The following is a 22,479-nucleotide window of genomic DNA, read 5'->3' as shown; positions in this document are numbered from 1 at the left end:
CGCTTACTCCTGTTTAACGCCAAGGCGGGTGATCGCGATGTCGTAGCGGCGCATTGCTTTGCCGGCGTCCCAGTCGAGGATCTCCGCCTCATTGACCGAGTAGATCAGCGGCACCACATCGAGGATCACTTCGATGTCGCGCTCCGAAAGAAGTCCGCCGGTTGATTTAAAAAATCCTCGATGCGCTCCTGCAGTTCCGTCCAGTCGGGCACGGTCAGGTTGGCAAGATCCGGGATCATCAGGCCGGTGCAGTGAGCCGTGATGAACTCGGCGCGCTCTTTGTTGGTGGCGAGTTTCTTCATCACTTTGGTGGCGCGCAGCGCCGGCATTTCCAGGGGCAGCTCGGCCAGGGAGCGACCTGCGGCATCGAGCGGTAACAGCAGTTGGACGGGCTGGTCGTGGCTGGCTTTTTCGGGCGCTTTCAAGAAGAACGACGCAGGGAGCGTCGACATTTCGTGTACGTACTGCGCAATGCTTACGTAGTCCGGACGCTTGAGTTGATCCAGTTCTTTTTCCGACAGGCCGGTGGCGAGTTTCGCCAGTTCGAAGAACTGGTCGTCCTCATCATCACCGGCCCGGGCCAGCGCGTCTTTTTGCGCCGCGTAGAACAGTGGCTTGAGTTGAATCCGCTCGATCGTCGCGCCGGTGTCAGCAGTGATCGGCGAGAGCAGCAGGTGCAGCGGTGGCATCCAGGCCATGAGGCAATTCCTTGGTCAAACGGGGTTGAAAAACGCGTTGAAGATGAACGCGATCAACGTGGGAGCCGGCTTGCCTGCGATGGCATCGCCTCGGTACACCAGGTACACAGAGTCGCCCGCAACGCGGGCAAGCCCGGCTCCCACATTTGACCGCGCCCACTTCAGCTCACGGTTTCTCTTAAGGCATCAGCACGGCGCGGCGGGCGTCGCCGAGAATGTCTACGCCATTGAGCACGAACTTCTGGGTGCGCACGTCGATGTCGATCACCGGAATGCCGTTTTCCAGGCGGTTGTAGGTGCGGCAGGACAGCTCCAGGGTGGTCAGTGCCTTGTCGCCCATTTTCAACTTCGCCTCAGCCAGGGATTTGAGCTTGCCGCCGACAGTGTGGTAGGTGAAGTAGGTCTTGCCGTCCTGGTCCTGGCCGGCTTCACGCACGTTCAGCAGGATGTCGTCACCCAGGCGCACGCCCAAGGCCAACATGATTTCCGGGCCGGCGCCTTGCAGCACCAGCGTAGCGTTGAGCACCTTGCCGCTCTTGGCCATTTCTTCGGCGATGAAACGCCCGCCGGACATGGGCTCCATTTCGAACTCGATCTTCGGTGGGGTGAACTCTTCCACGGTCGCGGACAACGGCAGGCCTTGAAGGGTGGCCGCAATGGCCTGTCTTACACGGTTGGTAAACATTAGAGAACGTCCTCCAGGAACTGCTCGATGATTTCATCGCGAGCATTGAGTTGATAAATCATGTGTTCGTTCGGCGCGTAGCGGCCGTAGTCGATGACGATGAACCAGGTACCGTTCTTGTACTTCTCGACACTGTTGAGTTCCGGGTGCAGGTACACGCTGCCGCCAGGGATGGTTTCGTCGGCGACCAGGGTTTGCAGCCAGTCGTTGATGCGCTTGACCTCCTGGTCCATGAAGGACTTGGTGAGGTTCTTGGCCATGGCTTTCTGGCCGGCCTTGACCAGCTTGCGGCTGATGGCATCTTCCAGGCCGACGTAGCTGATGAACTTGCCGGTGATGGAACGGTTACCCAGCAGCGAGAAACCACCGAGGATGGTGCGCGCGTAGTAACTCACGCCGTAACGGTTGAGCAGGTCGCCTTCAGTGGAAGTGTCGAGGATGTTGTACTCGACCACGCGGGAAACGTCCTCGGCGAATGTCACCTGGTTACCTGGGCTTTCCCATTGCTTGACCTTGGCCAATGCGGCGATGGCCAGAGAGGATGGCGACAGGAACACGTTCTTCTTCGCGGCCTTGGAGTACACCGACGGCATGTTGTGTACCAGCAGGCAACGGTCGAAACCGAGGTCGGCACCGCCCAGTTCGCCGCTGTAGGTCACTTGATCGGCGACGGAAGCGTCCTTGCCATCCAGCACTACGCGGGCCTTGATGCGTTTGCCGAAGGCGGCGAACTCACCGGCCACGGCCTTGGTGCCGGTGAAGCCAGGCGCACCGATGATAGTCAGGTCTTCCGGCACGCTGCTCAGGGCAGCCAGGCCCAGCTTACGACCGGTGACGGGGTCATTGCCGCCGATCACATTGTTGACGGTATCGGCCGGGGTTGCGCCCTCTTCCACGATCACCACATAGACCGGCACCTTCACCACTTTGAGGATCTGGTACACCGCGTGAAACAACGTGCCCGACTCAGTACCGGTAGGGTCCAGCAGCGCCTGGGTGGTAAAGCTGTTGATGCGGAACGGGGCATTTTTCGGGATTGACGCATGGGCGTTCGGCGCGGTGCCGACCAGACCGATGACGTTGTCGCCCAGGCCACCCATGGCCTCGGGGGATTCGGTGGCATTCACGGTGATGCCGTTATGCTCGAAGTTCAAAACCTCAGCCATGATTAGTCAGCCTTCTTGGGGGTGGAGTTAAGGACGCTGGTCAGTTCCAGTCGGCCGGCGGTGCGCAGGGCGGATGCTTCGACGTCCAGCAGTTCCAGCTCCTCGCCGACGGTGGACCAATGGCCACCTCCGGTGGGAAATGGGATGAGGACGGTGTAGGTTTGGCGGTTTTGCATGGGTTGAATTCTCCGGGGTCAGAAACGCCAAAGCCCCTGCGGGGAGGGGCTTTGGGTTGGCTAAAAAAAACCGCTTTCGCGGTGGGTTATTTCAGGAAGGCAGGTTTTTCCGGCCAGATCACGGCATCAGGGTCTGGGCCTTGATCAGGGATATCGCGAAGCCCCTGACGATAAGTCGCGAACGCAGCTTTGTTTTTATCCAACATTGGATAGTCGGGCATCGCCGCATAATCACTCGTTGCCAAATCCTGGTCACGAGCGCTACGAATGACTTGCCACTTAATGAGTGGGTGAAGTTCTGCAGGTACAAAAACTGGTTTCATGATCTCTCCTTAACTCAAAGCCAACATAGTGCCCCAGTCACCCGGACTAGTTACAACACCGGTGCATGCCCCCGCCAACATCACTTCGACAACACCAGACGCAGAAGTCCGCATTGGGTGAAGATGATAATAAGCACCGAACAGCTCACTGGGCGCAACAACCGTCGAGCACCAGCGCCACTTACCTTTTTCTGCCCCAATACTCCAGGCACCAGCAATTGAACCCTCCAAAACACGCACAAAAGCGCCTAATGTAATATACGAGTTAAGCGGAACCGCGCCCGTTCCATTCGCCAGAGCCGTATCAACTGTATAAGGGAACGCAAGCCAAGGACTAACATCTGCAGTAGCCCACTTTAATTGCCACACGTTCACAATGGTTCGCCAATATTCACTGGCTCTGATATCGAAGCCAGGAAACTGCTCGCGCACATCTGCCTGGACCTGAAGCATAAAATCCACGTCCGCCTGCGGACGGCCCGTAGCTTGAGATGTAGTGGTTATAGAACGAAGCTTGGTGGCAGTCACCTCGCCGTGAATCCCCCAGTTTTCAATCAATTTCCCATCAGTGCTTGGGTACAGGTTGAAATTTTTAGTGACGGCAAGCCTGGGCAAACGACTTTTCAGATCTAAAAGCTGTGCATCGTATGCGCGCCGTGCATCCGCTACCGCCTTATCAATTTCTCCCACCTTTCCAGTGACTACACTGGTAAGACTGTTTGCCGCACTGACGACGTCAGCCAATTGCTGTTCTGTACTCAAAATATAATTTCCTTATCTGTTTTGATTACTCAGGAAATCTCATTGGCAATACCAAAAGATTTTATCATTAAAGATCGCTATCTTTACTTTCAAGTTTCATCACTCGAAACAAGAGTCCAACCCCCCTGGCCATATTGTCGACACTGGCGGCAGAAAGACTTGCCAACTCATTAACCAACAATACATTCAGGTTTTCACTGCCCACAACAATCGTCACGCTATCCGCCGGCAACGGCGAAATATCCAGCGTGAACTTTTGCAGCACCCGCGCCGCCGCCGCTTTATACGTCAGCAACTTACCCGCGACGGAATACACCGCCAGCAACGTCCCACTGGCGAGGTAAAAACCAAACTCCCCAATTTCATACTCAGCCTCGCCATCGAACAGCGCAGCCATCCTGAGTTGGCGATCGCCGAGGTCTTCGTAATCGACGATGGCGACCCGCTGACGTTCGTCACGCAAGGCCACTTCCGTGCCGTCCGGGTTGTAACGGCCGGTGCCGGCGCCGATGTGGGTGATTTCGCCTTTCAGGCCTTGGTTCTTTGCCTGCAGCACTTCATCCAAACCTTTGGAGGTGAAGCGCACCAGGCGCGTAATGTCATCTGTCATGGCTGCGCCCTGAGGTCGTAGTCGTTAATGGTGTAGTGCTGGGCAATCCCAGTACTGTTAAGCCGGGCGGCTAGCCCGAGTTCCGGTAGTACGCCTTCAAGCTGCAACTCGCCATCACTCAAGGGTATGTGGGCTGCGCTGTTGAAGGAGATGGCACCGTGTAGCTTCACTTCGGGCAGCGCACCGGGCTGGCTGTCCTCGCCGATACTCAAGCCAGGATCTGCAGCGGCTGCGAGGCGCAAACCTGCAGCGGTTTCATGCACGATGGTGATCGTCGCCCGATCCCGCTCGCTCTGCGCCGCATTGATGCGACGGATCAGCCGGTTATGGTCGCCACTGGACCAACTGCGCCCGATGATCGCCTGGACGTCGAAGGTGTAAGGCACACCCAGCGGACGCTGTTGATACCAGGCGCTGATATTGGGGGTGAACCCCAATGACTCCACCGCGTAGCTCAACGCCTTGGGCGTACCCGCCTGGCGCTGGATCTGCCAGGACAGGGCCACCGTAAGACGCTTTTCAGTTTCGCTGGCGTTGGCATCCCATTCGCTGACGCCACGGTCGGCAGCCAGGTAGGGCAGGAATTCGGTAGGGGTTTGCAGCGGGGTCATCAACGCCGGAAACGGCGGCATGACCCGGTCGAGCAACGTCCCGAACCCCAGGTCCAAGGCTTTTTCCAGCGGTGAGCTGTTGGCCGGCAACAGGCTCGCTTTGGGTTCCTCACTCATAGCGTACGCACCTCAACCTCGACGCCCGTGCAATACGGAGCCTGGAACGCGGTGCAGATAATCGGCTGCAACGGTTCGAGGATTTGCAGTTGCGCCGCCCCTGCGCTGTGGATGGCGTAGTCGATCCAGCTGGGGTCCACCCGCCCCTCCAGACGATGGCAGGAGTCTGCATAGGTTTGCAGCAGTTTCTGGGCGGCGACTTGAGTGAGCCCGGAGTCAGGTCCGGCGTTGATCCTGGCCACCACACGAATCTTGTAGGGCTGAATCTGTGCGCCCTGAACAGTGACCAGATCGGTCTCCGGTCTCACATCAGGCCGTGCGAAATGGCGCCGCACACCGTCAAGCAAATCGGCGGATGGCGTGCCGTCGCCTTCTCGTGAAAGCACAGTGACCATCACTTCACCCGGCGCAGTCCGTCGACCGTTGCCATCCTTGACCTGGGCGGCATAGCCGTCCGGGTCGAAGGTGTAGCTGACGGTCACGACGCCCGGCGTTGCACTTTGCACTTTCACCGCAGGGCGTTCACCCAGGGTGAAGACCTCGCGGCGATACTGCATGCGTGAGCCTGCCGCCGGCGCATGGGGTGCCAGGTAGTAGCGCAGTCGGGCGTCGTCGTCGCTCTCCAAGGTCGGCGGCACCGGTGGGAAAGCGGCCGGGTCGCCGGGGTCGAGTACTTGTCGTTCCAGGCCCATGTCGGCCAGGCGCGCATCCAGGTTACTGCCGGTGGCCCACCACGCCAGCATCTGCTTGATGCGGGCGTTATATTTGCGTTCGTGGGTCTGCAGGCGCACACAAAAAGCTTCCAGGGCCAGGGTCAACAGTTCGCTTTCGTTGTCGAGGCTGACCTTGAGTTTCGCCGCGCTTTGCGGCGCTCGGGTGGCGACGTAGTCGACGACAAACGCCTTGAATTCGGCCAGCAGCGGTTCGAATTCATCCACCGCAATAATGGCCGGCTCCGCCAGTTGGTTCTGGCCAGGGATCAGCATGCTCATGTCACGACCTCGAAGGTTTGTTGGCGGTTTTTCCAGGTACCAGCGAAACGCAGCAGCAGGCCGGCACCCTGGCGTGTGGCGACGATGACCTGGGGTTGAAAGTCGCCAATGCCGTTCTGGGTGTTGTAGAACGCCTGGGCAGCATGGCTCTGGGCGAGGATCAGCAAGTCATCGCCGAGGTTCTGGCCCAGCAGTTGCGGGATCATCGAACCGTACAGCGGGCGCTTCTGGCGAGTGCCTACGGGAGTGGTCAGCGCTCGGGTGGCGCGCTGCACAAATTGCAGCCAGTCATCGACGGCTGCCCCGGTGTTTCGATCGATGCCGATCATGGGATGTCCTTATCACGGGCTGATGACTCGACCTTGGTGGTCCACCACCGGGCCGCTGAAGTGCGCGCCGCCGGCATCCAGCACCAGGCGAGTGCCGCCGATTTGCAGGATGATGCCTTGGGCGTTGAGGGTCAGGCTGGCGGCATCGACCTTGACGTCGACTTGCTCGCGGGAACCGCTGAACGCCGTGGGACCGTTGACCCAGTTGAAGGTGTGGCTGGCGTCGTCGTAATCGCTTTGGGTGCCGTCTTGATGCCGACGCCGGGTCAAACTCGCAATGCTGGAAACCGACGGGAAGCGATCACTGTTCAAACCGAACAAGGCCACGGACTGCCCCCCACCTTCCCCGCCGCCATAGTTGAACAGCAGGCATTGCTCGCCCACGGAGGGGATGCGGGTTTCAGTCTGCGCACCGGCGCTGGGGTTGAAAAAGCGTATGGCCGGGGTGAGCAACTCACCATGGCTGACCTTGCAGGTATTACTGGCAGCGTCGACCTCCTGGCACACGCCGATGCGACAGAAACTTTCGGCGCGACGATAAAGGTCTTCGAGCTGGGCTTCCATTTCCGCCAGGCGCTCGACAATCGGCCCCAGTTGCATGCGTAACAGCGCGTCGAACATGGGCTACTCCGACAAGGGTTTGTATTGAGCGGGGTCGTCGATGTTCGAGACGTCCCAGGTGCAGGCAAACAGCGGTTGGCCTGTGGGATCGTTGAGCAACGCAGGCCCGATATAGAGTGTTTGGGTGAAAGACACAGTCCAGGTGTCGTAGTCCGTCCCTGCGGTAGCCCGGGGCGTGGGAGCGGCGACGATGTTCGTCGGCAGATCACACTGTAATTGGGGCAGGTTCCAACGGTTATCCAGCACCAGATCCATGAGCCGGCTGGCCAGGTCGCAGGCATCAAATGGCAATGCACCTGGCGCGACCATGGCCTTGAGCGAAATCACCAAGGCGTGCGCCTTGCGTCCTTCGCGGGAGCGGATGCCCGGGCCGTTGCCCTCGACCGTAATCATCACACCGGTTTCGCCACCTGTGCCCTGGAAGTCCTGATGACTGCCAACCCTCAGGTCAGGGAAGGCAACGTGCAGCGCCTCACCGATGGCTTGGGGCAGTTGAGAGGGTTTTTCGATAAGCGTCATTTAAGTTGCGTCCTTGCAGCGGTTACTGCGGATCCTGGCGGGATCCTTCATTGATCCCGATGCGCTTGGCTGCCCACCGCTCATAAAGGCCGATGGCAACGTCGGCACCGGCCATGGCGGTCAAGCAACCAATGGCACCGGCGGTCCAGATTGACATGCCGGCGGCATAGCACAGCATCAGGGCTGAAACTCCGCAGACCATGCAGGCTCCAGAGCGCAGCGCCAACCGGCGGACCAGTGACCACCCACGGGCTCCCTCCTTGTCAGCGCGCCACATTTCGCCGGATACCCCGCCAATCACTGCCAATACGATGACCAGCCAGATGGGCATTTCCGCTAACGCTTGTTGTTCATTTGTCATGTCACGCCTCCTGGCTGAGCACTAGATAGTCCGTTTTTCATTTACACATGCTTCGTTAGGTAGGCATTCCAAAAAGCCCGGTCGCCCGGGCTTTTCAGTAATGATTTCCTCGAACTTTCGGCGCTACTGGCGCGGTACGGTTCTTTCCTCAATGTTTTTCCGACCACGATCCCTGTCTGCCGGATAACTGCTTCTGGTGCTTTACGCTGCACACCCGGGTCAGTTGCCAACCCTCTGAACCGTTATTAGGCCGGTTCATCGCTGCCTGTTTTGTGCTTCATGTTCCTGAAGCAGGTTGAAACTAAAGAGCGCGGCATCCTTGCCGGTGTTGCCTGGCATCCCTGCCATCACTTCGATGGCGTCCTTGCCGATGTTGCGTGCCTTCCTTGTCTTCCTTGGCGGCATCCTTGCCGCCTCCACCAGACCTTGTTGGCTGGCTTGAGATGAAGAATATGCATGTATGCATATACAGTCAATGCGTAAATGCATTTATTTTTGCCGATCAAATGCACAAATGCATTCCAGGCCTTGCGGGCAAAGGATTTGGCGATTTTCTGTGGGCGAAAAAAAGCCCGCACAGTGGCGGGCTTTGTCTTACGTAAGAGGGTTAACGGGCGTACATGCCCCACCAGAACACATGACCGAGGATGCTGATCTGCTCATCCTGGATATCCTGGAAGCTGTAGTCCTCGTCCGGATGCTCATCTCGGTTGAAACTGCGCAGGCGAATTCCGGAAGGCAGGCGATAGAGCTGCTTCACCCGCAGCTGGCCGTTGTGATTGATGGCATACAGATCGCCATCGACTATATCGCCGATGCCGCTCTTGCCCGCATTCACCCCCACCGTGGCGCCGTCGCGCAGCACCGGCAGCATGCTGTTGCCACGCACCGTCACACACTTGGCCTGGTCGAACTGCACACCGTTATGCCGCAGGCTGCGCTTACCGAAACGCAGGCTGGCCTTCTCGCTTTCCTCGATGACGAATCTTCCTGATCCAGCAGCCAATTCAACCTCGCGCAGAAAGGGGATCGACACCTCGTCATCATTAACGGGCGTGTCGTCGTCCCACAGGCTTATGTCCTTGAGTTCCGAATGCATCGGGTCGCGCCCCTCCTCCCGCGCAATGCCCACCGCTACGCGTCCGCGCAGTTGGTCGGTGCTCACGCGAAAATACTCGGCAATACGGGAGATGTGCTTGTCCGACGGATCAACGATCTTGCCGCTGAGAATCCGGGACAATGTGGATTGAGGCACGCCGGTACGCCGGTGAAGTTCCGTAGGGGAAATCCGGTCACGGTCCAGCAGCTCTCTTAAGACGATAGAAACGTTGCGTTTTTGCATAGCGCGGATATTGACGGGAGTTTTAAGGGTTGGCAAATGCTAATTTGCATATTTTATGCATTAGCCATGCCTTTTACCTGCCCACTTATGACCTGCGAAGCTCCAACTTCGCGTGTTAACCTTGCGACCATTGCAAAATCAGCCGGGCCAGTGCCCCACCTTTGCCCCACTCCTTCAACGAATTTGCCAACTATCTGATGAGTAAAAACACTTCCGATCTGTCCTCCCACACCCCGATGATGCAACAGTACTGGCGCTTGAAAAACCAGCACCCGGATCAGTTGATGTTCTATCGCATGGGCGACTTCTACGAGATCTTCTATGAAGACGCGAAGAAGGCCGCCAAGTTGCTGGACATCACCCTGACAGCGCGTGGGCAGTCGGCGGGGCAGTCGATTCCGATGTGTGGGATTCCTTACCATTCGTTGGAAGGCTATCTGGTCAAGCTGGTCAAGCTGGGCGAGTCGGTGGTGATCTGTGAGCAGATCGGCGATCCGGCCACCAGCAAAGGGCCAGTTGAGCGCCAGGTGGTACGGATTATCACGCCGGGGACGGTGAGTGATGAGGCGTTGCTGGATGAACGACGCGACAACCTGATTGCCGCGGTGTTGGGCGATGAGCGCTTGTTCGGCCTTTCCGTATTGGATATCACCAGCGGCAACTTCAGCGTTCAGGAAATCAAGGGCTGGGAGAACCTGCTGGCGGAACTGGAACGTATCAATCCGGTGGAGTTGTTGATCCCGGACGACTGGCCGAAGGATTTGCCTGCCGAAAAGCGCCGTGGAACAAAACGTCGTGCACCGTGGGATTTCGAGCGCGATTCGGCGCTGAAAAGCCTGTGCCAGCAGTTCTCGGTGCAAGACCTTAAAGGCTTCGGCTGCGAGACCTTGACCCTGGCCATCGGTGCCGCGGGTTGCTTGCTCAGCTACGCCAAGGAAACCCAGCGCACCGCCCTGCCACATTTGCGTAGCCTGCGCCATGAGCGCCTGGACGACACCGTGGTGCTCGATGGCGCCAGCCGTCGCAACCTGGAGCTGGATACCAACCTGGCCGGCGGGCGCGACAATACTCTGCAATCGGTTGTGGACCGTTGCCAGACCGCCATGGGCAGCCGCTTGCTGACTCGCTGGTTGAACCGTCCGCTGCGGGACCTGAGCGTACTGCAAGCGCGCCAGTCTTCGATTACTTGCCTGCTGGACGGCTATCGCTTTGAAAAGCTGCAGCCGCAACTGAAGGAAATCGGCGACATCGAGCGCATCCTGGCGCGGATCGGCCTGCGCAACGCGCGGCCCCGTGACCTCGCGCGCCTGCGCGATGCCCTCGGCGCGTTGCCGCAACTGCAAGTGGCGATGACCGAATTGGACACGCCGCACCTGCAACAGCTTGCAGTCACCGCAGGCACGTACCCGGACCTTGCGGCCCTGCTGGAAAAAGCCATTATCGACAACCCGCCGGCGATCATCCGTGACGGCGGCGTGCTGAAAACCGGCTACGATAGCGAACTGGACGAATTGCAGTCACTGAGCGAAAACGCCGGGCAGTTCCTGATTGATCTGGAAGCCCGCGAAAAAGCCCGCACTGGCCTGGCCAACCTGAAGGTCGGTTACAACCGCGTGCACGGCTACTTTATCGAATTGCCGAGCAAGCAGGCCGAGTCGGCGCCGATCGACTATCAGCGTCGCCAGACCCTCAAGGGCGCCGAGCGCTTTATCACACCAGAGCTTAAAGAGTTCGAAGACAAGGCACTGTCGGCCAAAAGCCGTGCCCTGGCTCGGGAAAAGATGCTCTATGAAGCCTTGCTCGAAGACCTGATCAGCCAACTGGCACCGTTGCAAGACACCGCAGCCGCCCTCGCGGAGCTGGATGTGCTGAGCAACCTGGCCGAACGCGCACTGAATCTCGACCTGAACTGCCCGCGATTCGTCAGCGAGCCGTGCATGCGCATCGTACAGGGCCGCCATCCTGTGGTTGAGCAGGTACTGACCACACCGTTCGTGGCGAACGACCTGTCGCTGGACGACGATACCCGCATGCTGGTGATCACCGGTCCGAACATGGGCGGTAAATCCACCTACATGCGCCAGACCGCATTGATCGTGTTGCTGGCTCACATCGGCAGCTTTGTTCCAGCAGCGAGTTGCGAGCTGTCGCTGGTCGACCGCATTTTCACACGGATCGGCTCCAGCGATGACCTGGCCGGTGGCCGTTCGACCTTTATGGTGGAAATGAGCGAAACCGCCAACATTCTGCACAACGCCACCGAGCGCAGCCTGGTGCTGATGGACGAAGTGGGCCGTGGCACCAGCACCTTCGACGGCTTGTCCCTGGCGTGGGCGGCGGCTGAGCGGCTGGCACACCTGCGTGCCTATACGCTGTTCGCCACCCACTATTTCGAACTGACCGTGTTACCGGAAAGCGAACCGCTGGTCGCCAACGTGCACCTCAACGCCACCGAGCACAACGAGCGCATCGTGTTCCTGCACCACGTGCTGCCAGGCCCGGCCAGCCAGAGCTATGGTCTGGCTGTGGCACAGTTGGCCGGCGTGCCGAACGATGTGATCACCCGCGCCCGTGAACACCTCAGTCGCCTGGAAACCACGGCCCTGCCCCACGAAACCGTGGTCGTAAGCACCGCCAAGGCCACCAGCAAGCCCAACACACCGCATCAGAGCGACATGTTCGCCAGCCTGCCCCATCCGGTGTTGGATGAGTTGGCTAAACTTGACGTGGACGACTTGACGCCGCGAAAAGCGCTCGAAATGTTATATGCACTGAAGACTCGGATATAACGCAGACGCTTGCAAGCTGGTAGACTCTCGCGCGGTTTGGGATGCTGCAGGCTTTTAGCCTGGCCTGCAGACTATCGCTCCCGAACCTCGCGAGCCCTGCCACAAAGGGTTTCGCTGCCGCCGCCTGAGGAGAAAATTAGAAATGACCTTCGTCGTCACCGACAACTGCATCAAGTGCAAGTACACCGACTGCGTAGAAGTGTGTCCGGTGGACTGCTTTTACGAAGGCCCGAACTTCCTGGTCATCCACCCGGATGAGTGCATCGACTGCGCCCTGTGTGAACCAGAATGCCCGGCCGTCGCTATCTTCTCCGAGGATGAAGTACCGGCAGAGATGCAGGAATTTATTCAGTTGAACGTCGAGCTGGCGGAAATCTGGCCGAACATCACCGAACGCAAAGATCCGATGCCGGATGCCGCGGAGTGGGATGGCAAAAAAGGCAAGATCGCAGACCTCATACGCTGATAGCGTCGTCGTCCCAAAAGGCCCCTTGCGGGCCTTTTTGCGTTTGCGGATGGCGAATTCTTTTCTACGGGCAAAAAAAAGGGGCGGTTTGACCCGCCCACATTTTTTCCCTAGTCCCTGTATTCCTTTTCATCATCCTGATGAATCGCATCCTGCGACATTCCTTAAAACCATCGTTCCTTGATGGCTGTGTCAATCCGTGGACACAGGGCTGATGTTAGAGAGTTCCAATAGAAGTTCAACGGGATGCGACTAACAGCCCCGCAAACATCGACACCCGAAATACGATAAATAATTCTTATATTTCAACTGGTTAGAAAAGTCTCTCGTGAATTAGAGACGCCCCTGCCCGGCAAAAAAACCAAATACTTACGAAAAAGTAAGCGAATGCTTACACGTACAATTGCGTAAAAGGGCAAACACGCTCTATTGACGGTACTGCGGACAAGAAAAAGCCCCGACAAGTCGAGGCTTCTTTCCCTTCAACACGCTCAGTCGTCGCTGACGGTAATCGTCGGCATTGCTGGCGCGTCGGCTTCCTGCAGGACAATCCGCGCGCCCACATGGCGAGCCAGTTCCTGATAGATCATCGCGATCTGGCTGTCCGGCTCAGCTATCACGGTAGGCCTGCCACCATCGGCCTGCTCACGAATCACCATAGACAGGGGCAACGAGGCCAGCAGTTCGACGCCATACTGAGTCGCCAGCTTCTCGCCACCACCTTCACCAAACAGGTGCTCGGCATGCCCACAGTTGGAGCAGATGTGCACCGCCATGTTTTCCACAACGCCGAGTACCGGGATGTTGACCTTGCGGAACATCTCCACACCCTTCTTTGCGTCGAGCAGCGCCAGGTCCTGGGGGGTGGTCACGATCACCGAGCCGGCCACCGGGACTTTCTGCGCCAGGGTCAGCTGGATATCTCCGGTGCCGGGCGGCATGTCGATCACTAGGTAGTCCAGATCGCCCCAGGCGGTCTGGGTAACCAATTGCAGCAGCGCACCGGACACCATCGGCCCGCGCCAGACCATCGGCGTATTGTCATCGGTGAGAAAAGCCATGGACATCACTTCCACGCCCAGGGACTCGATAGGCACAAACCACTTTTGGTCCTTCACTTTCGGTCGCGTACCTTCGGCAATACCGAACATCACGCCCTGGCTGGGGCCATAGATATCCGCATCAAGAATGCCCACGCGGGCGCCTTCGCGGGCAAGGGCCAGAGCGAGGTTGGCCGCCGTGGTGGATTTACCCACGCCACCCTTGCCGGACGCCACCGCCACCACGTTCTTGACGTTGGCCAGCCCCGGGATTTGCGCCTGGGCTTTGTGGGAGGCAATCACACACTGAATATCGACCTTGGCGGAACGTACGCCGTCGAGGCCCTCGATGGCCATTTGCAGCATCTGCGCCCAGCCACTTTTGAACAGGCCGGCGGCATAGCCCAACTCCAGTTGGACCGATACGTGGTCGCCCTGGACCTCAATGGCACGCACACAACCGGCACTGACCGGGTCCTGGTTCAAATAGGGGTCGGTGTACTGGCGAAGAACGGCTTCCACCGCTGCGCGATTGACGGCGCTCATGGGCTACTCCCGAAAAAGACTGACTGAAACAGGCGGCTATCCTAACCGTTCCCGCCGCCCAACGGCATGCTTTCGAACGCCAGGATGATTTTGAAACAACGCCACGGGGTGAAATATATTTCCCGGCGCTTTATAGTGGCCGACCTCCGTTTCATCAAGTAGCCGAGCCCCATGTCCGAGCCACGCAAGATCCTCGTCACCAGCGCCCTGCCCTATGCCAATGGTTCCATCCATCTTGGCCATATGCTTGAGTACATCCAGACCGATATGTGGGTGCGCTTCCAGAAGCATCGCGGCAATCAATGCATCTATGTCTGCGCGGACGACGCCCACGGTTCGGCCATCATGTTGCGCGCCGAAAAGGAAGGGATCACTCCAGAGCAACTGATCGCCAATGTGCAGGCTGAACACAGCGCCGACTTTGCCGAGTTCCTGGTGGATTTCGACAACTTCCACTCGACCCACTCCGATGAAAACCGCGAGCTGTCGAGCCAGATCTACTTGCGCCTCAAGGAGGCCGGGCACATCGACCAGCGTTCGGTCACCCAGTATTTCGACCCGGAAAAGAAAATGTTCCTGGCCGACCGCTTCATCAAGGGCACGTGCCCGAAATGCGGCTCCGAAGACCAGTACGGCGACAACTGTGAGAAATGCGGTGCCACCTACGCACCCACCGACCTGAAAGATCCGAAGTCGGCTATTTCCGGCGCCACCCCGGTGCTCAAGGACTCCCAGCACTTCTTCTTCAAGCTCCCGGACTTTCAGCAGATGCTGCAAGCCTGGACCCGCAGCGGCACCCTGCAGGACGCCGTGGCCAACAAACTGTCCGAATGGCTCGACAGCGGCCTGCAACAGTGGGACATCTCCCGCGATGCGCCGTACTTTGGCTTCGAGATTCCGGGCGAGCCCGGCAAGTATTTCTATGTATGGCTGGACGCGCCGATCGGCTACATGGCCAGCTTCAAGAACCTGTGCGACCGCACTCCGGCGCTGGACTTCGACGCGTTCTGGGGCAAGGACTCCACAGCCGAGCTGTACCATTTCATCGGCAAGGATATCGTCAACTTCCACGCCCTGTTCTGGCCGGCGATGCTTGAAGGTTCGGGCTACCGCAAGCCAACCGGTATCGCGGTACACGGCTACCTGACGGTCAACGGCCAGAAGATGTCCAAGTCCCGTGGCACCTTTATCAAGGCGCGAACGTACCTGGACCACCTGTCGCCGGAATACCTGCGTTACTACTACGCCTCCAAGCTGGGCCGTGGCGTCGACGACCTGGACCTGAACCTGGAAGACTTCGTGCAGAAGGTCAACTCGGACCTGGTCGGCAAAGTGGTCAACATTGCCAGCCGTTGCGCCGGCTTTATCCACAAGGGCAACGCTGGTGTACTGGTAGCCGATAACGCCGCGCCGGAACTGACCGATGCCTTCCGGGCCGCCGCGCCAAGCATCGCCGACGCCTATGAAGCCCGCGACTTCGCCCGCGCCATGCGCGAAATCATGGGCCTGGCCGACCGCGCCAACGCCTGGATCGCCGACAAGGCACCGTGGTCGCTGAACAAGCAGGAAGGCAAGCAGGCTGAAGTCCAGGCGATCTGCGCCACGGGCGTCAACCTGTTCCGCCAGTTGGTGATCTTCCTCAAGCCGGTGCTGCCACTGCTGGCCGCCGACGCAGAAGCGTTCCTGAACGTTGCGCCGCTGACCTGGAACGATCACTCCACCCTGCTCAGCAACCACCAATTGAATGAGTTCAAGCCGCTGATGACCCGCATCGACCCGGCCAAAGTCCAGGCCATGACCGACGCATCTAAAGAAGACCTGACTGCCAGCCAGACCGACACCGGCGAGTCCGCTGCGACCGGCAACGGCGAGTTGGCCAAGGACCCGATTTCCCCGGAAATCGAGTTTGACGCCTTTGCGGCCGTGGACCTGCGTGTTGCGCTGATCGTCAAGGCCGAAGCTGTAGAGGGTGCCGACAAGCTGCTGCGCCTGACCCTGGACATCGGTGACGAGCGACGCAATGTGTTCTCCGGGATCAAGAGCGCTTATCCGGACCCGTCCAAACTCGACGGGCGCCTGACCATGATGATCGCCAACCTCAAGCCACGGAAGATGAAGTTCGGCGTTTCCGAAGGCATGGTGATGGCGGCAGGCCCTGGCGGCGAAGAAATCTACCTGCTCAGCCCGGACAGCGGCGCTAAGCCGGGCCAACGCATCAAGTAACCTGCCAGCGCCTGTAGTGCGCGGGCTTGCCCGCGCAGGGGCGCGCAACGGTCTTGGCCCCGTTTCTGTCTGAAGGGCACGCGGCGACTTCAGGGTCGCCTCGGGCTTCGACACGGGGCAAGCCCGCTCGCTCCAGCAAGCCCTGTTTGTTTAACCGGCATGCAATCATGAACCTGATTCAACGTATCGACGCGCTGTTGCCGCAGACCCAATGCGGCAAGTGTGGGCATCCGGGCTGCAAGCCTTACGCCGAGGGCATCGCCCTTGGCGAGGCGATCAACAAATGCCCTCCCGGCGGGCAGGAAACCATCGCAGGCCTGGCGCAATTGCTACAAGTACCGGTCCTGGAGCTGGATACCAGTCGAGGCGAAGCCCCGGCCCAAGTCGCCTATATCCGAGAAACCGAATGCATCGGTTGCACCAAGTGCATCCAGGCCTGCCCAGTGGACGCGATCGTCGGCGCCGCCAAATTGATGCACACCGTCATCATTGATGAGTGCACAGGTTGCGACCTTTGTGTCGCGCCCTGCCCTGTCGATTGTATTGAGATGCGCCCAGCAGCCTCTGTGCTGCCGATTGTGGGCGGCCTGGCGGCTAATGACCACCAGCGCCATGAACGCGGCCTGAAGCGTGATCGGGCACGACGTCGCTTTGAGCAACGCAATGCACGTCTGCAACGGGAAGAAGCCTGCAAGCTCGCCGAACGCCTGGCGCGTTCCAAGCGCTCGTCGCCGGTTTTACCCACGCCGACCGATTCGGCCCAGGATGCGGCGGTCAAAAAAGCCAAGATCACGGTCGCCATGAGCCGCGCTCAGTTGCACAAATCCTTGAAAGCCTTTGGTCACCCACCGACCTTCGAGCAACAGTCGCAACTGATCGTGTTGCAACAGCAGTTCGAAGCGGCGGAACAGGCCCTGGCAGCCCTGGAAGTTACCAGCTCGACAGCGCCGCCGACTCAAAAAGACCCGGCGCTCAAACGCGCAAAGATCCAACTGGCCATGCGTCGCGCCGAACTGAAAAAAGCTCAGGACCTGAACGCAGACCAACAGCAGCTGGCAGCTTTGAACGCAGCGCTGATCAGTGCCGAGCAAGCTTTGCACCACGCCGAAAATGACAGTGAGCAACCCAGGCCCGACTTGCAGCGCGTGGAAAAACGCCCCATCGACGCCCAACTGCGCCAGTTGAAAACTGCCTTGGCTTACGCACGGGCCGAGCTCAGCAAGCTGCAACGCCAATCCAGCTGCAGCGTAATTGAACTGGAAGCCGCACAGCGCAAACTGGACGAAGCTCAGCGCCAGGTGGACGCTCATACCGGCGCTTGAGCCGCGACAGACGCTGCCGGGTTGCTGGCGATGGTTTATCCTGCAAAGCCCGGCCCTACTTTTGAACACTACGTTGACTGCCTGCAAGGAAACGCCTGCCCCATGAATGCTGCGAAACGCTTGGAAATTTTCCGCAGGTTTCACGAAGACAATCCCGAGCCCAAAACCGAGCTGGCCTACTCTTCGCCGTTCGAGTTGCTGATAGCGGTGATCCTGTCGGCGCAATCCACGGACGTTGGGGTCAACAAGGCCACGGCCAAACTGTATCCGGTTGCCAATACGCCGGAAGCCATCTACGCACTGGGTGTGGATGGACTGTCGGAATACATCAAGACGATCGGCCTGTACAACAGCAAGGCCAAGAACGTCATTGAGACCTGCCGCATGCTCATTGAGCTGCATGGCAGTGAAGTGCCACAAACCCGAGAAGCACTGGAAGCACTCCCCGGTGTAGGCCGAAAAACCGCTAACGTGGTACTCAATACTGCGTTTCGGCAACTGACCATGGCGGTGGACACGCATATTTTCCGCGTTAGCAACCGCACCGGCATTGCTCGCGGCAAGAACGTGGTGGAGGTTGAAAAGCAATTGATGAAGTTCGTGCCCAAACCGTATTTGCTCGATTCCCACCACTGGCTGATCCTGCATGGGCGATACGTCTGCCAGGCCCGCAAACCTCGCTGCGGGAGCTGCCGCATCGAAGACCTGTGTGAATACAAGGACAAGACGTCTGACGATTGAGTGCTCATTAGCTTTTCCGATCAACCGATTGAAAAAATCTTTTTTACCCGTTCAAGGATTATCGTTATAAGGAGCGCCAACGGCAGTCTTAGCCTGGAGTTAACCTTATGAGCACTGGCAAAGAACAACTGGATGTAGAAGACGACCTTATTGTGGAGTCGGATGACGATGGGGACGCCCCTGTTGTAGAGGTGGCCAAGACCAATTTGAGCAAACGCCGCACTATCGACAATCTTCTGGAAGAGCGACGCTTGCAAAAACAGCTGGCCGATTACGACTTCGATTTCTGATCGACTGGTTAACGACCGGAAGCCTCCCTGACGGAGGCTTTTGCCGGTTGTGCGGGCATTCTGGCGGTGGAATGCCTTACCTCATACCAGCCCGTTACGTTGGGCCAGCTCAATCAGGTCAACGAGGGAGCGGGCATTGAGTTTGAGTAACAAGCGGGTCTTATAGGTACTGACCGTCTTGTTGCTAAGGAACATACCGTCTGCAATCTCCTTGTTGGTTTTGCCCCGCGCAAGTTGCTGCAGCACCATCATTTCTCGCCCCGACAAGCGCTCGACCATGTCAGCCTCACTGGCGTTGCCCATGGTGGAGCGTACCGAGTTGAGTGCCTGGTTCGGAAAATAGCTGTAACCGGAAAGCACTGCCTTGATGGCACTCAACAACTCGGTCAGGTCCTGCTGCTTGCACACATACCCGGCCGCCCCCGCCTGCATGCAACGCATGGAAAAATGCCCTGGGGCCTGGGATGTCAGTACCAGCACCTTGAACGGTGCAGGTTGTTTGGTTGAAGCCAGCCGACAAATAACTTCCAGGCCATCGAGCTTGGGAATTCCGATATCCAGTATGACAATGTCCGGCGTGTGTTCCCGCGCAAGTTGCAACGCATCGACACCGTTATCAGTCTCGGCAACGACCTCATAACCATGACGCTCCATCAGCATGCGCACAGCAAGACGAATGACGGGATGATCATCCACGATCAGCACTTTATTCATGAGAAAGTCCAATTTCGCTGTTCGAATTATTTAGAGCACGCACAATAGCCTAGTCGTTTCATAGTTGGCATAGCATTCCCCCCCGAGCAACAGCAAGCAGAGACCCAACCCACAACGATATAAGAATTAACCTACAAAAAACCGCCAACTTGGATGTGTCCAGTTTTATAAAACCTTTCAGACCTTTCCGGGCTAGTACATATCTTGAGTGAAATCTCCAGCGGCTACAGGGCCTGCGGTAAACTTGACGCACATATCTTTCAGCAAATGCCCCTTGCCTCTTGCCCACACAAGGTAAACCCGGCATAAAAAATTCGGCTGCTTTAGTTCCGCTTAACATATTTTCTTACACCCAAAATTCCTACAGACGTTTCAGCATCTAATGGCTTCGCTGTACTTTTGTGAGTGAATCTTCTGTAAGGCTAGTTCCTGCCCAGGTGTAAAAAATTCATTCCCCCTACAAAATCCAATCGTCATTTAACCAAAAAAATTCAACACATATTGCCTGCTACAAAACTATCAACAGGTGTTTAATAACTTTAAACATTTCACCCTCATTCAAATACCCAGGCAAAAAAATGGCCCCTTGAACAAGGGGCCATTTTTCATCTCGGGCGAATCACTCAGAACAACGAGCGACCTTTGTTGGCCGCAATACGCATGCGCAGTGCATTCAACTTGATAAAGCCTGCTGCATCCGCCTGATTGTAGGCGCCGCCGTCTTCTTCGAAGGTGGCGATGTTTGCGTCGAACAGCGATTCGTCGGACTTGCGACCGGTGACGATCACATTGCCCTTGTACAGCTTCAGGCGCACGACGCCATTTACGTGGGTTTGGCTGGCGTCGATCATCTGTTGCAGCATCAGACGCTCAGGGCTCCACCAGTAGCCGGTGTAGATCAGGCTGGCGTACTTGGGCATCAGCTCATCTTTGAGGTGTGCCACTTCACGATCCAGCGTGATGGACTCGATGGCGCGGTGAGCGCGCAGCATGATGGTGCCGCCTGGGGTTTCGTAGCAACCACGGGACTTCATGCCCACGTAGCGGTTCTCAACGATATCGAGTCGGCCAATACCATGTTCGCCGCCGATACGGTTCAGGGTCGCCAGTACGGTGGCCGGGGTCATTTCGACGCCGTCCAGCGCGACGATGTCGCCGTTGCGGTAGGTCAGTTCCAGGTACTGCGGCTTGTCGGGTGCGTTCTCCGGGGAGACGGTCCAACGCCACATGTCTTCTTCGTGCTCGGTCCAGGTGTCTTCCAACACGCCGCCTTCGTAGGAGATGTGCAGCAGGTTGGCGTCCATCGAGTACGGGGATTTCTTCTTGCCGTGACGCTCGATCGGGATTGCATGCTTTTCAGCGTAATCCATCAGCTTTTCACGGGACAGCAGGTCCCATTCGCGCCAAGGAGCAATCACTTTTACGCCAGGCTTGAGCGCATAGGCACCCAGTTCGAAACGGACCTGATCGTTGCCTTTGCCGGTGGCGCCATGGGAAATGGCGTCGGCGCCGGTTTCATTGGCGATCTCAATCAGGCGCTTGGCGATCAGTGGACGCGCGATGGAAGTACCCAGCAGGTACTCGCCTTCGTAGACGGTGTTGGCGCGAAACATCGGGAAGACGAAATCGCGGACGAATTCTTCGCGCAGGTCGTCAATGTAGATCTCTTTCACGCCCATGGCTTGCGCCTTGGCACGTGCAGGTTCGACCTCTTCGCCCTGACCCAGGTCAGCGGTGAAGGTCACCACTTCACAGTTATAAGTATCCTGCAGCCACTTGAGGATCACCGAAGTGTCCAGGCCGCCGGAATACGCGAGAACGACCTTGTTTACGTCGGCCATGCCATCACTCCACGGGGTTGTACGGAAAGGCGTCGATTCTACCGACCAAAACCGCGAATTTACAGAGGCGCGACAGCAAATGAAGATAAAGCGACAGATTATGTCGAACGGGCGACCGATGGTCGCACCTTATGAAGCGCCCTATGAAATATGCGCGGGGTTGCTCGGGCCTGTGGCTGAAGGCGCTGGTTTCTCGGGGACTGCTACCCGTTCAAGTTGGATGTTGACGCGACGGTTGCGCGCCCGATTGGCTGCATTGGTGTTGGGAGCCAATGGGTAGCTTTCGCCATAGAAACGCATGGTGATTTGCGACTCTGGAATACCATTGGCCTTCAAGTAGTCCATCACGGCCAGCGCACGACGCCGCGAGACATCACGGTTGGTCAGACGATTGCCGCTGTTATCGGAATGGCCATTCAACTCGACATGGTTGACCGTGGGGTCGGCTTTCATGAATGCGACGATCACCGACAGCTTTTTCTTGGCGGCGGCATCCAGTTCGATGCCGCCGCCCGGAAACCCGACCTCGGTCTGTTTGACCTGATCGTAATTCATCGGCAGCAGCTTGGTGGTGCACACCTGATAATCGTTGTAGGCCTTGTTGAACTTCACCGGCAGCAGGCGTATCTCCGAATAGCCACCCTCACGCGCGTAATGCCGCACGGTTGGACTACGCCCCTCCAGCAAACCATTGAACAGGCGACTGGCTTGGGCTTGGGAGCTGTTGAACAGCACATCGCCACTGCCCACACGCACGGCACCGAGATTGATATCACCCCGGCCGGGTTGCCAAGGGGCGGCGGCGGCCAACAAGGTGGCCGAACCTGCGCCGAGCGAGCCGTTGTAGGCTTTCAGACGAAACGTCGCCTGCTCGCCGGCGCGGCGCACGAACTCTCCGGAACCGAAATCGGTGATCGGTTGCGCCAGACGGCACTCGAACTGATCGCCCTCCACCTTCCACTCAATATTCTCCAGGCGCGTCTGGAACGTGAGGGCCATCACAGGCAGGCTGGCAAACACACTGAGCAGGGCTAGATAATGCTGGCGCACGGGAGGCTCCACTGGTTTCTACAACACTTCAAAGCGTCATACATCGTTAAGGCATACCCGGGGATATCGGTCGCATCCTGCAAAACTTGATAGCGAGTGCCTGCAAGTGTCTTTTCCGGTAGCATTCCCACCAGATTGACCCGCC

At 58.1% G+C, this 22,479-nt stretch carries 26 protein-coding genes; 6 read left to right on the top strand and 20 right to left on the bottom strand.

Annotation, left to right across the window (positions count from 1 at the left end; translation table 11 throughout):
* Nucleotides 1–3 precede the first annotated feature (3 nt).
* From M5B97_RS27630 to M5B97_RS07600, 16 genes are all read right to left on the bottom strand, one after another.
* Nucleotides 4–129 (bottom strand): hypothetical protein, encoded by a 126-nt coding sequence (locus M5B97_RS27630; RefSeq protein WP_283099438.1) that lies wholly within the window; start codon nt 127–129, stop codon nt 4–6.
* Nucleotides 126–698: a phage tail assembly protein gene (locus M5B97_RS07670; protein WP_248731172.1), complete on the bottom strand. Its 573-nt coding sequence runs from the start codon at nt 696–698 to the stop codon at nt 126–128. Before M5B97_RS07670 ends, M5B97_RS27630 begins: the two co-directional genes overlap by 4 nt.
* Nucleotides 699–876: 178 nt before the next feature.
* Complete coding sequence (locus M5B97_RS07665) at nt 877–1,383, bottom strand: phage major tail tube protein (RefSeq protein ID WP_134658334.1); 507 nt, start codon at nt 1,381–1,383, stop codon at nt 877–879.
* The gene (locus M5B97_RS07660) at nt 1,383–2,549 is read right to left on the bottom strand and encodes a phage tail protein (RefSeq protein ID WP_123714809.1); all 1,167 of its coding nucleotides are present in this window, start codon (nt 2,547–2,549) and stop codon (nt 1,383–1,385) included. The genes M5B97_RS07665 and M5B97_RS07660 overlap by 1 nt, the downstream gene beginning before the upstream one ends.
* Nucleotides 2,550–2,551: 2 nt before the next feature.
* Nucleotides 2,552–2,725 (bottom strand): hypothetical protein, encoded by a 174-nt coding sequence (locus tag M5B97_RS07655; protein ID WP_175486651.1) that lies wholly within the window; start codon nt 2,723–2,725, stop codon nt 2,552–2,554.
* Between the two features lie 86 nt (nt 2,726–2,811).
* Nucleotides 2,812–3,048, bottom strand: coding sequence for a tail fiber assembly protein (locus M5B97_RS07650; protein WP_248731171.1), 237 nt, complete (start codon nt 3,046–3,048; stop codon nt 2,812–2,814).
* A 9-nt stretch (nt 3,049–3,057) separates the two neighbouring features.
* On the bottom strand, nt 3,058–3,810 hold the full coding sequence (locus M5B97_RS07645; protein WP_248731170.1) for a hypothetical protein: 753 nt from the start codon (nt 3,808–3,810) through the stop codon (nt 3,058–3,060).
* Nucleotides 3,811–3,877: 67 nt separating this feature from the next.
* Nucleotides 3,878–4,420, bottom strand: coding sequence for a hypothetical protein (locus tag M5B97_RS07640; protein WP_248731169.1), 543 nt, complete (start codon nt 4,418–4,420; stop codon nt 3,878–3,880).
* The gene (locus tag M5B97_RS07635) at nt 4,417–5,148 is read right to left on the bottom strand and encodes a phage tail protein I (RefSeq protein WP_248731168.1); all 732 of its coding nucleotides are present in this window, start codon (nt 5,146–5,148) and stop codon (nt 4,417–4,419) included. Before M5B97_RS07635 ends, M5B97_RS07640 begins: the two co-directional genes overlap by 4 nt.
* Nucleotides 5,145–6,140 (bottom strand): baseplate J/gp47 family protein, encoded by a 996-nt coding sequence (locus M5B97_RS07630; RefSeq protein ID WP_134658344.1) that lies wholly within the window; start codon nt 6,138–6,140, stop codon nt 5,145–5,147. The genes M5B97_RS07635 and M5B97_RS07630 overlap by 4 nt, the downstream gene beginning before the upstream one ends.
* Entirely contained in the window at nt 6,137–6,469 is a 333-nt protein-coding gene (locus tag M5B97_RS07625; RefSeq protein WP_064450996.1) for a hypothetical protein, read from the bottom strand. Before M5B97_RS07625 ends, M5B97_RS07630 begins: the two co-directional genes overlap by 4 nt.
* A 12-nt stretch (nt 6,470–6,481) precedes the next feature.
* Nucleotides 6,482–7,090, bottom strand: coding sequence for a phage baseplate assembly protein V (locus M5B97_RS07620; RefSeq protein ID WP_248731167.1), 609 nt, complete (start codon nt 7,088–7,090; stop codon nt 6,482–6,484).
* Nucleotides 7,091–7,093: 3 nt separating this feature from the next.
* The gene (locus M5B97_RS07615) at nt 7,094–7,609 is read right to left on the bottom strand and encodes a hypothetical protein (RefSeq protein ID WP_248731166.1); all 516 of its coding nucleotides are present in this window, start codon (nt 7,607–7,609) and stop codon (nt 7,094–7,096) included.
* Nucleotides 7,610–7,631: 22 nt separating this feature from the next.
* The gene (locus tag M5B97_RS07610) at nt 7,632–7,970 is read right to left on the bottom strand and encodes a phage holin family protein (protein ID WP_123714801.1); all 339 of its coding nucleotides are present in this window, start codon (nt 7,968–7,970) and stop codon (nt 7,632–7,634) included.
* Nucleotides 7,971–8,225: 255 nt separating this feature from the next.
* Entirely contained in the window at nt 8,226–8,459 is a 234-nt protein-coding gene (locus tag M5B97_RS07605) for a hypothetical protein (protein WP_134658349.1), read from the bottom strand.
* A 118-nt stretch (nt 8,460–8,577) separates the two neighbouring features.
* Nucleotides 8,578–9,312 carry an XRE family transcriptional regulator gene (locus M5B97_RS07600; protein ID WP_123714800.1) on the bottom strand — a complete coding sequence of 245 codons (735 nt, stop codon included), beginning with the start codon at nt 9,310–9,312 and terminating at the stop codon, nt 8,578–8,580.
* Nucleotides 9,313–9,509: 197 nt separating this feature from the next.
* On the opposite strand from M5B97_RS07600, the gene mutS reads away from it, so the two are divergent.
* Nucleotides 9,510–12,101 carry a DNA mismatch repair protein MutS gene (gene mutS, locus M5B97_RS07595; RefSeq protein ID WP_134658351.1) on the top strand — a complete coding sequence of 864 codons (2,592 nt, stop codon included), beginning with the start codon at nt 9,510–9,512 and terminating at the stop codon, nt 12,099–12,101.
* Between the two features lie 142 nt (nt 12,102–12,243).
* Nucleotides 12,244–12,567, top strand: coding sequence for a ferredoxin FdxA (gene fdxA, locus M5B97_RS07590; RefSeq protein WP_123714798.1), 324 nt, complete (start codon nt 12,244–12,246; stop codon nt 12,565–12,567).
* A gap of 491 nt (nt 12,568–13,058) precedes the next feature.
* Here fdxA and apbC read toward each other — a convergent pair whose 3' ends face one another.
* The gene (apbC, locus tag M5B97_RS07585) at nt 13,059–14,153 is read right to left on the bottom strand and encodes an iron-sulfur cluster carrier protein ApbC (RefSeq protein ID WP_248731165.1); all 1,095 of its coding nucleotides are present in this window, start codon (nt 14,151–14,153) and stop codon (nt 13,059–13,061) included.
* 171 nt (nt 14,154–14,324) lie between these two features.
* Here apbC and metG point away from each other — a divergent pair, with 171 nt between their 5' ends.
* The 4 genes from metG (at nt 14,325) to M5B97_RS07565 (ending at nt 18,729) form a co-directional block, all read left to right on the top strand.
* On the top strand, nt 14,325–16,376 hold the full coding sequence (gene metG / locus M5B97_RS07580; RefSeq protein ID WP_248731164.1) for a methionine--tRNA ligase: 2,052 nt from the start codon (nt 14,325–14,327) through the stop codon (nt 16,374–16,376).
* Between the two features lie 167 nt (nt 16,377–16,543).
* A complete protein-coding gene (gene rsxB / locus M5B97_RS07575) occupies nt 16,544–17,698 on the top strand; it encodes an electron transport complex subunit RsxB (RefSeq protein ID WP_248731163.1) in 1,155 nt (384 codons plus the stop codon).
* A 102-nt stretch (nt 17,699–17,800) separates the two neighbouring features.
* Nucleotides 17,801–18,439, top strand: coding sequence for an endonuclease III (gene nth, locus M5B97_RS07570; protein WP_123714794.1), 639 nt, complete (start codon nt 17,801–17,803; stop codon nt 18,437–18,439).
* A gap of 107 nt (nt 18,440–18,546) precedes the next feature.
* Nucleotides 18,547–18,729 carry a hypothetical protein gene (locus M5B97_RS07565; protein ID WP_134658360.1) on the top strand — a complete coding sequence of 61 codons (183 nt, stop codon included), beginning with the start codon at nt 18,547–18,549 and terminating at the stop codon, nt 18,727–18,729.
* Between the two features lie 81 nt (nt 18,730–18,810).
* On the opposite strand, the gene M5B97_RS07560 is transcribed toward M5B97_RS07565, so the two are convergent.
* The 3 genes from M5B97_RS07560 to M5B97_RS07550 all read right to left on the bottom strand — a co-directional run bounded on the left by M5B97_RS07560 (nt 18,811) and on the right by M5B97_RS07550 (nt 22,334).
* Nucleotides 18,811–19,443: a response regulator transcription factor gene (locus M5B97_RS07560; protein WP_060753953.1), complete on the bottom strand. Its 633-nt coding sequence runs from the start codon at nt 19,441–19,443 to the stop codon at nt 18,811–18,813.
* 623 nt (nt 19,444–20,066) lie between these two features.
* Entirely contained in the window at nt 20,067–21,284 is a 1,218-nt protein-coding gene (locus tag M5B97_RS07555; protein WP_248731162.1) for an argininosuccinate synthase, read from the bottom strand.
* Nucleotides 21,285–21,425: 141 nt separating this feature from the next.
* Nucleotides 21,426–22,334, bottom strand: coding sequence for an OmpA family protein (locus tag M5B97_RS07550; RefSeq protein WP_248731161.1), 909 nt, complete (start codon nt 22,332–22,334; stop codon nt 21,426–21,428).
* Nucleotides 22,335–22,479: the final 145 nt, after the last annotated feature.

The sequence above is a fragment of the Pseudomonas sp. MWU13-2517 genome, from assembly GCF_023242545.1.
Lineage (GTDB): Bacteria > Pseudomonadota > Gammaproteobacteria > Pseudomonadales > Pseudomonadaceae > Aquipseudomonas.
This window is presented reverse-complemented; position numbering and strand designations above follow the sequence as displayed.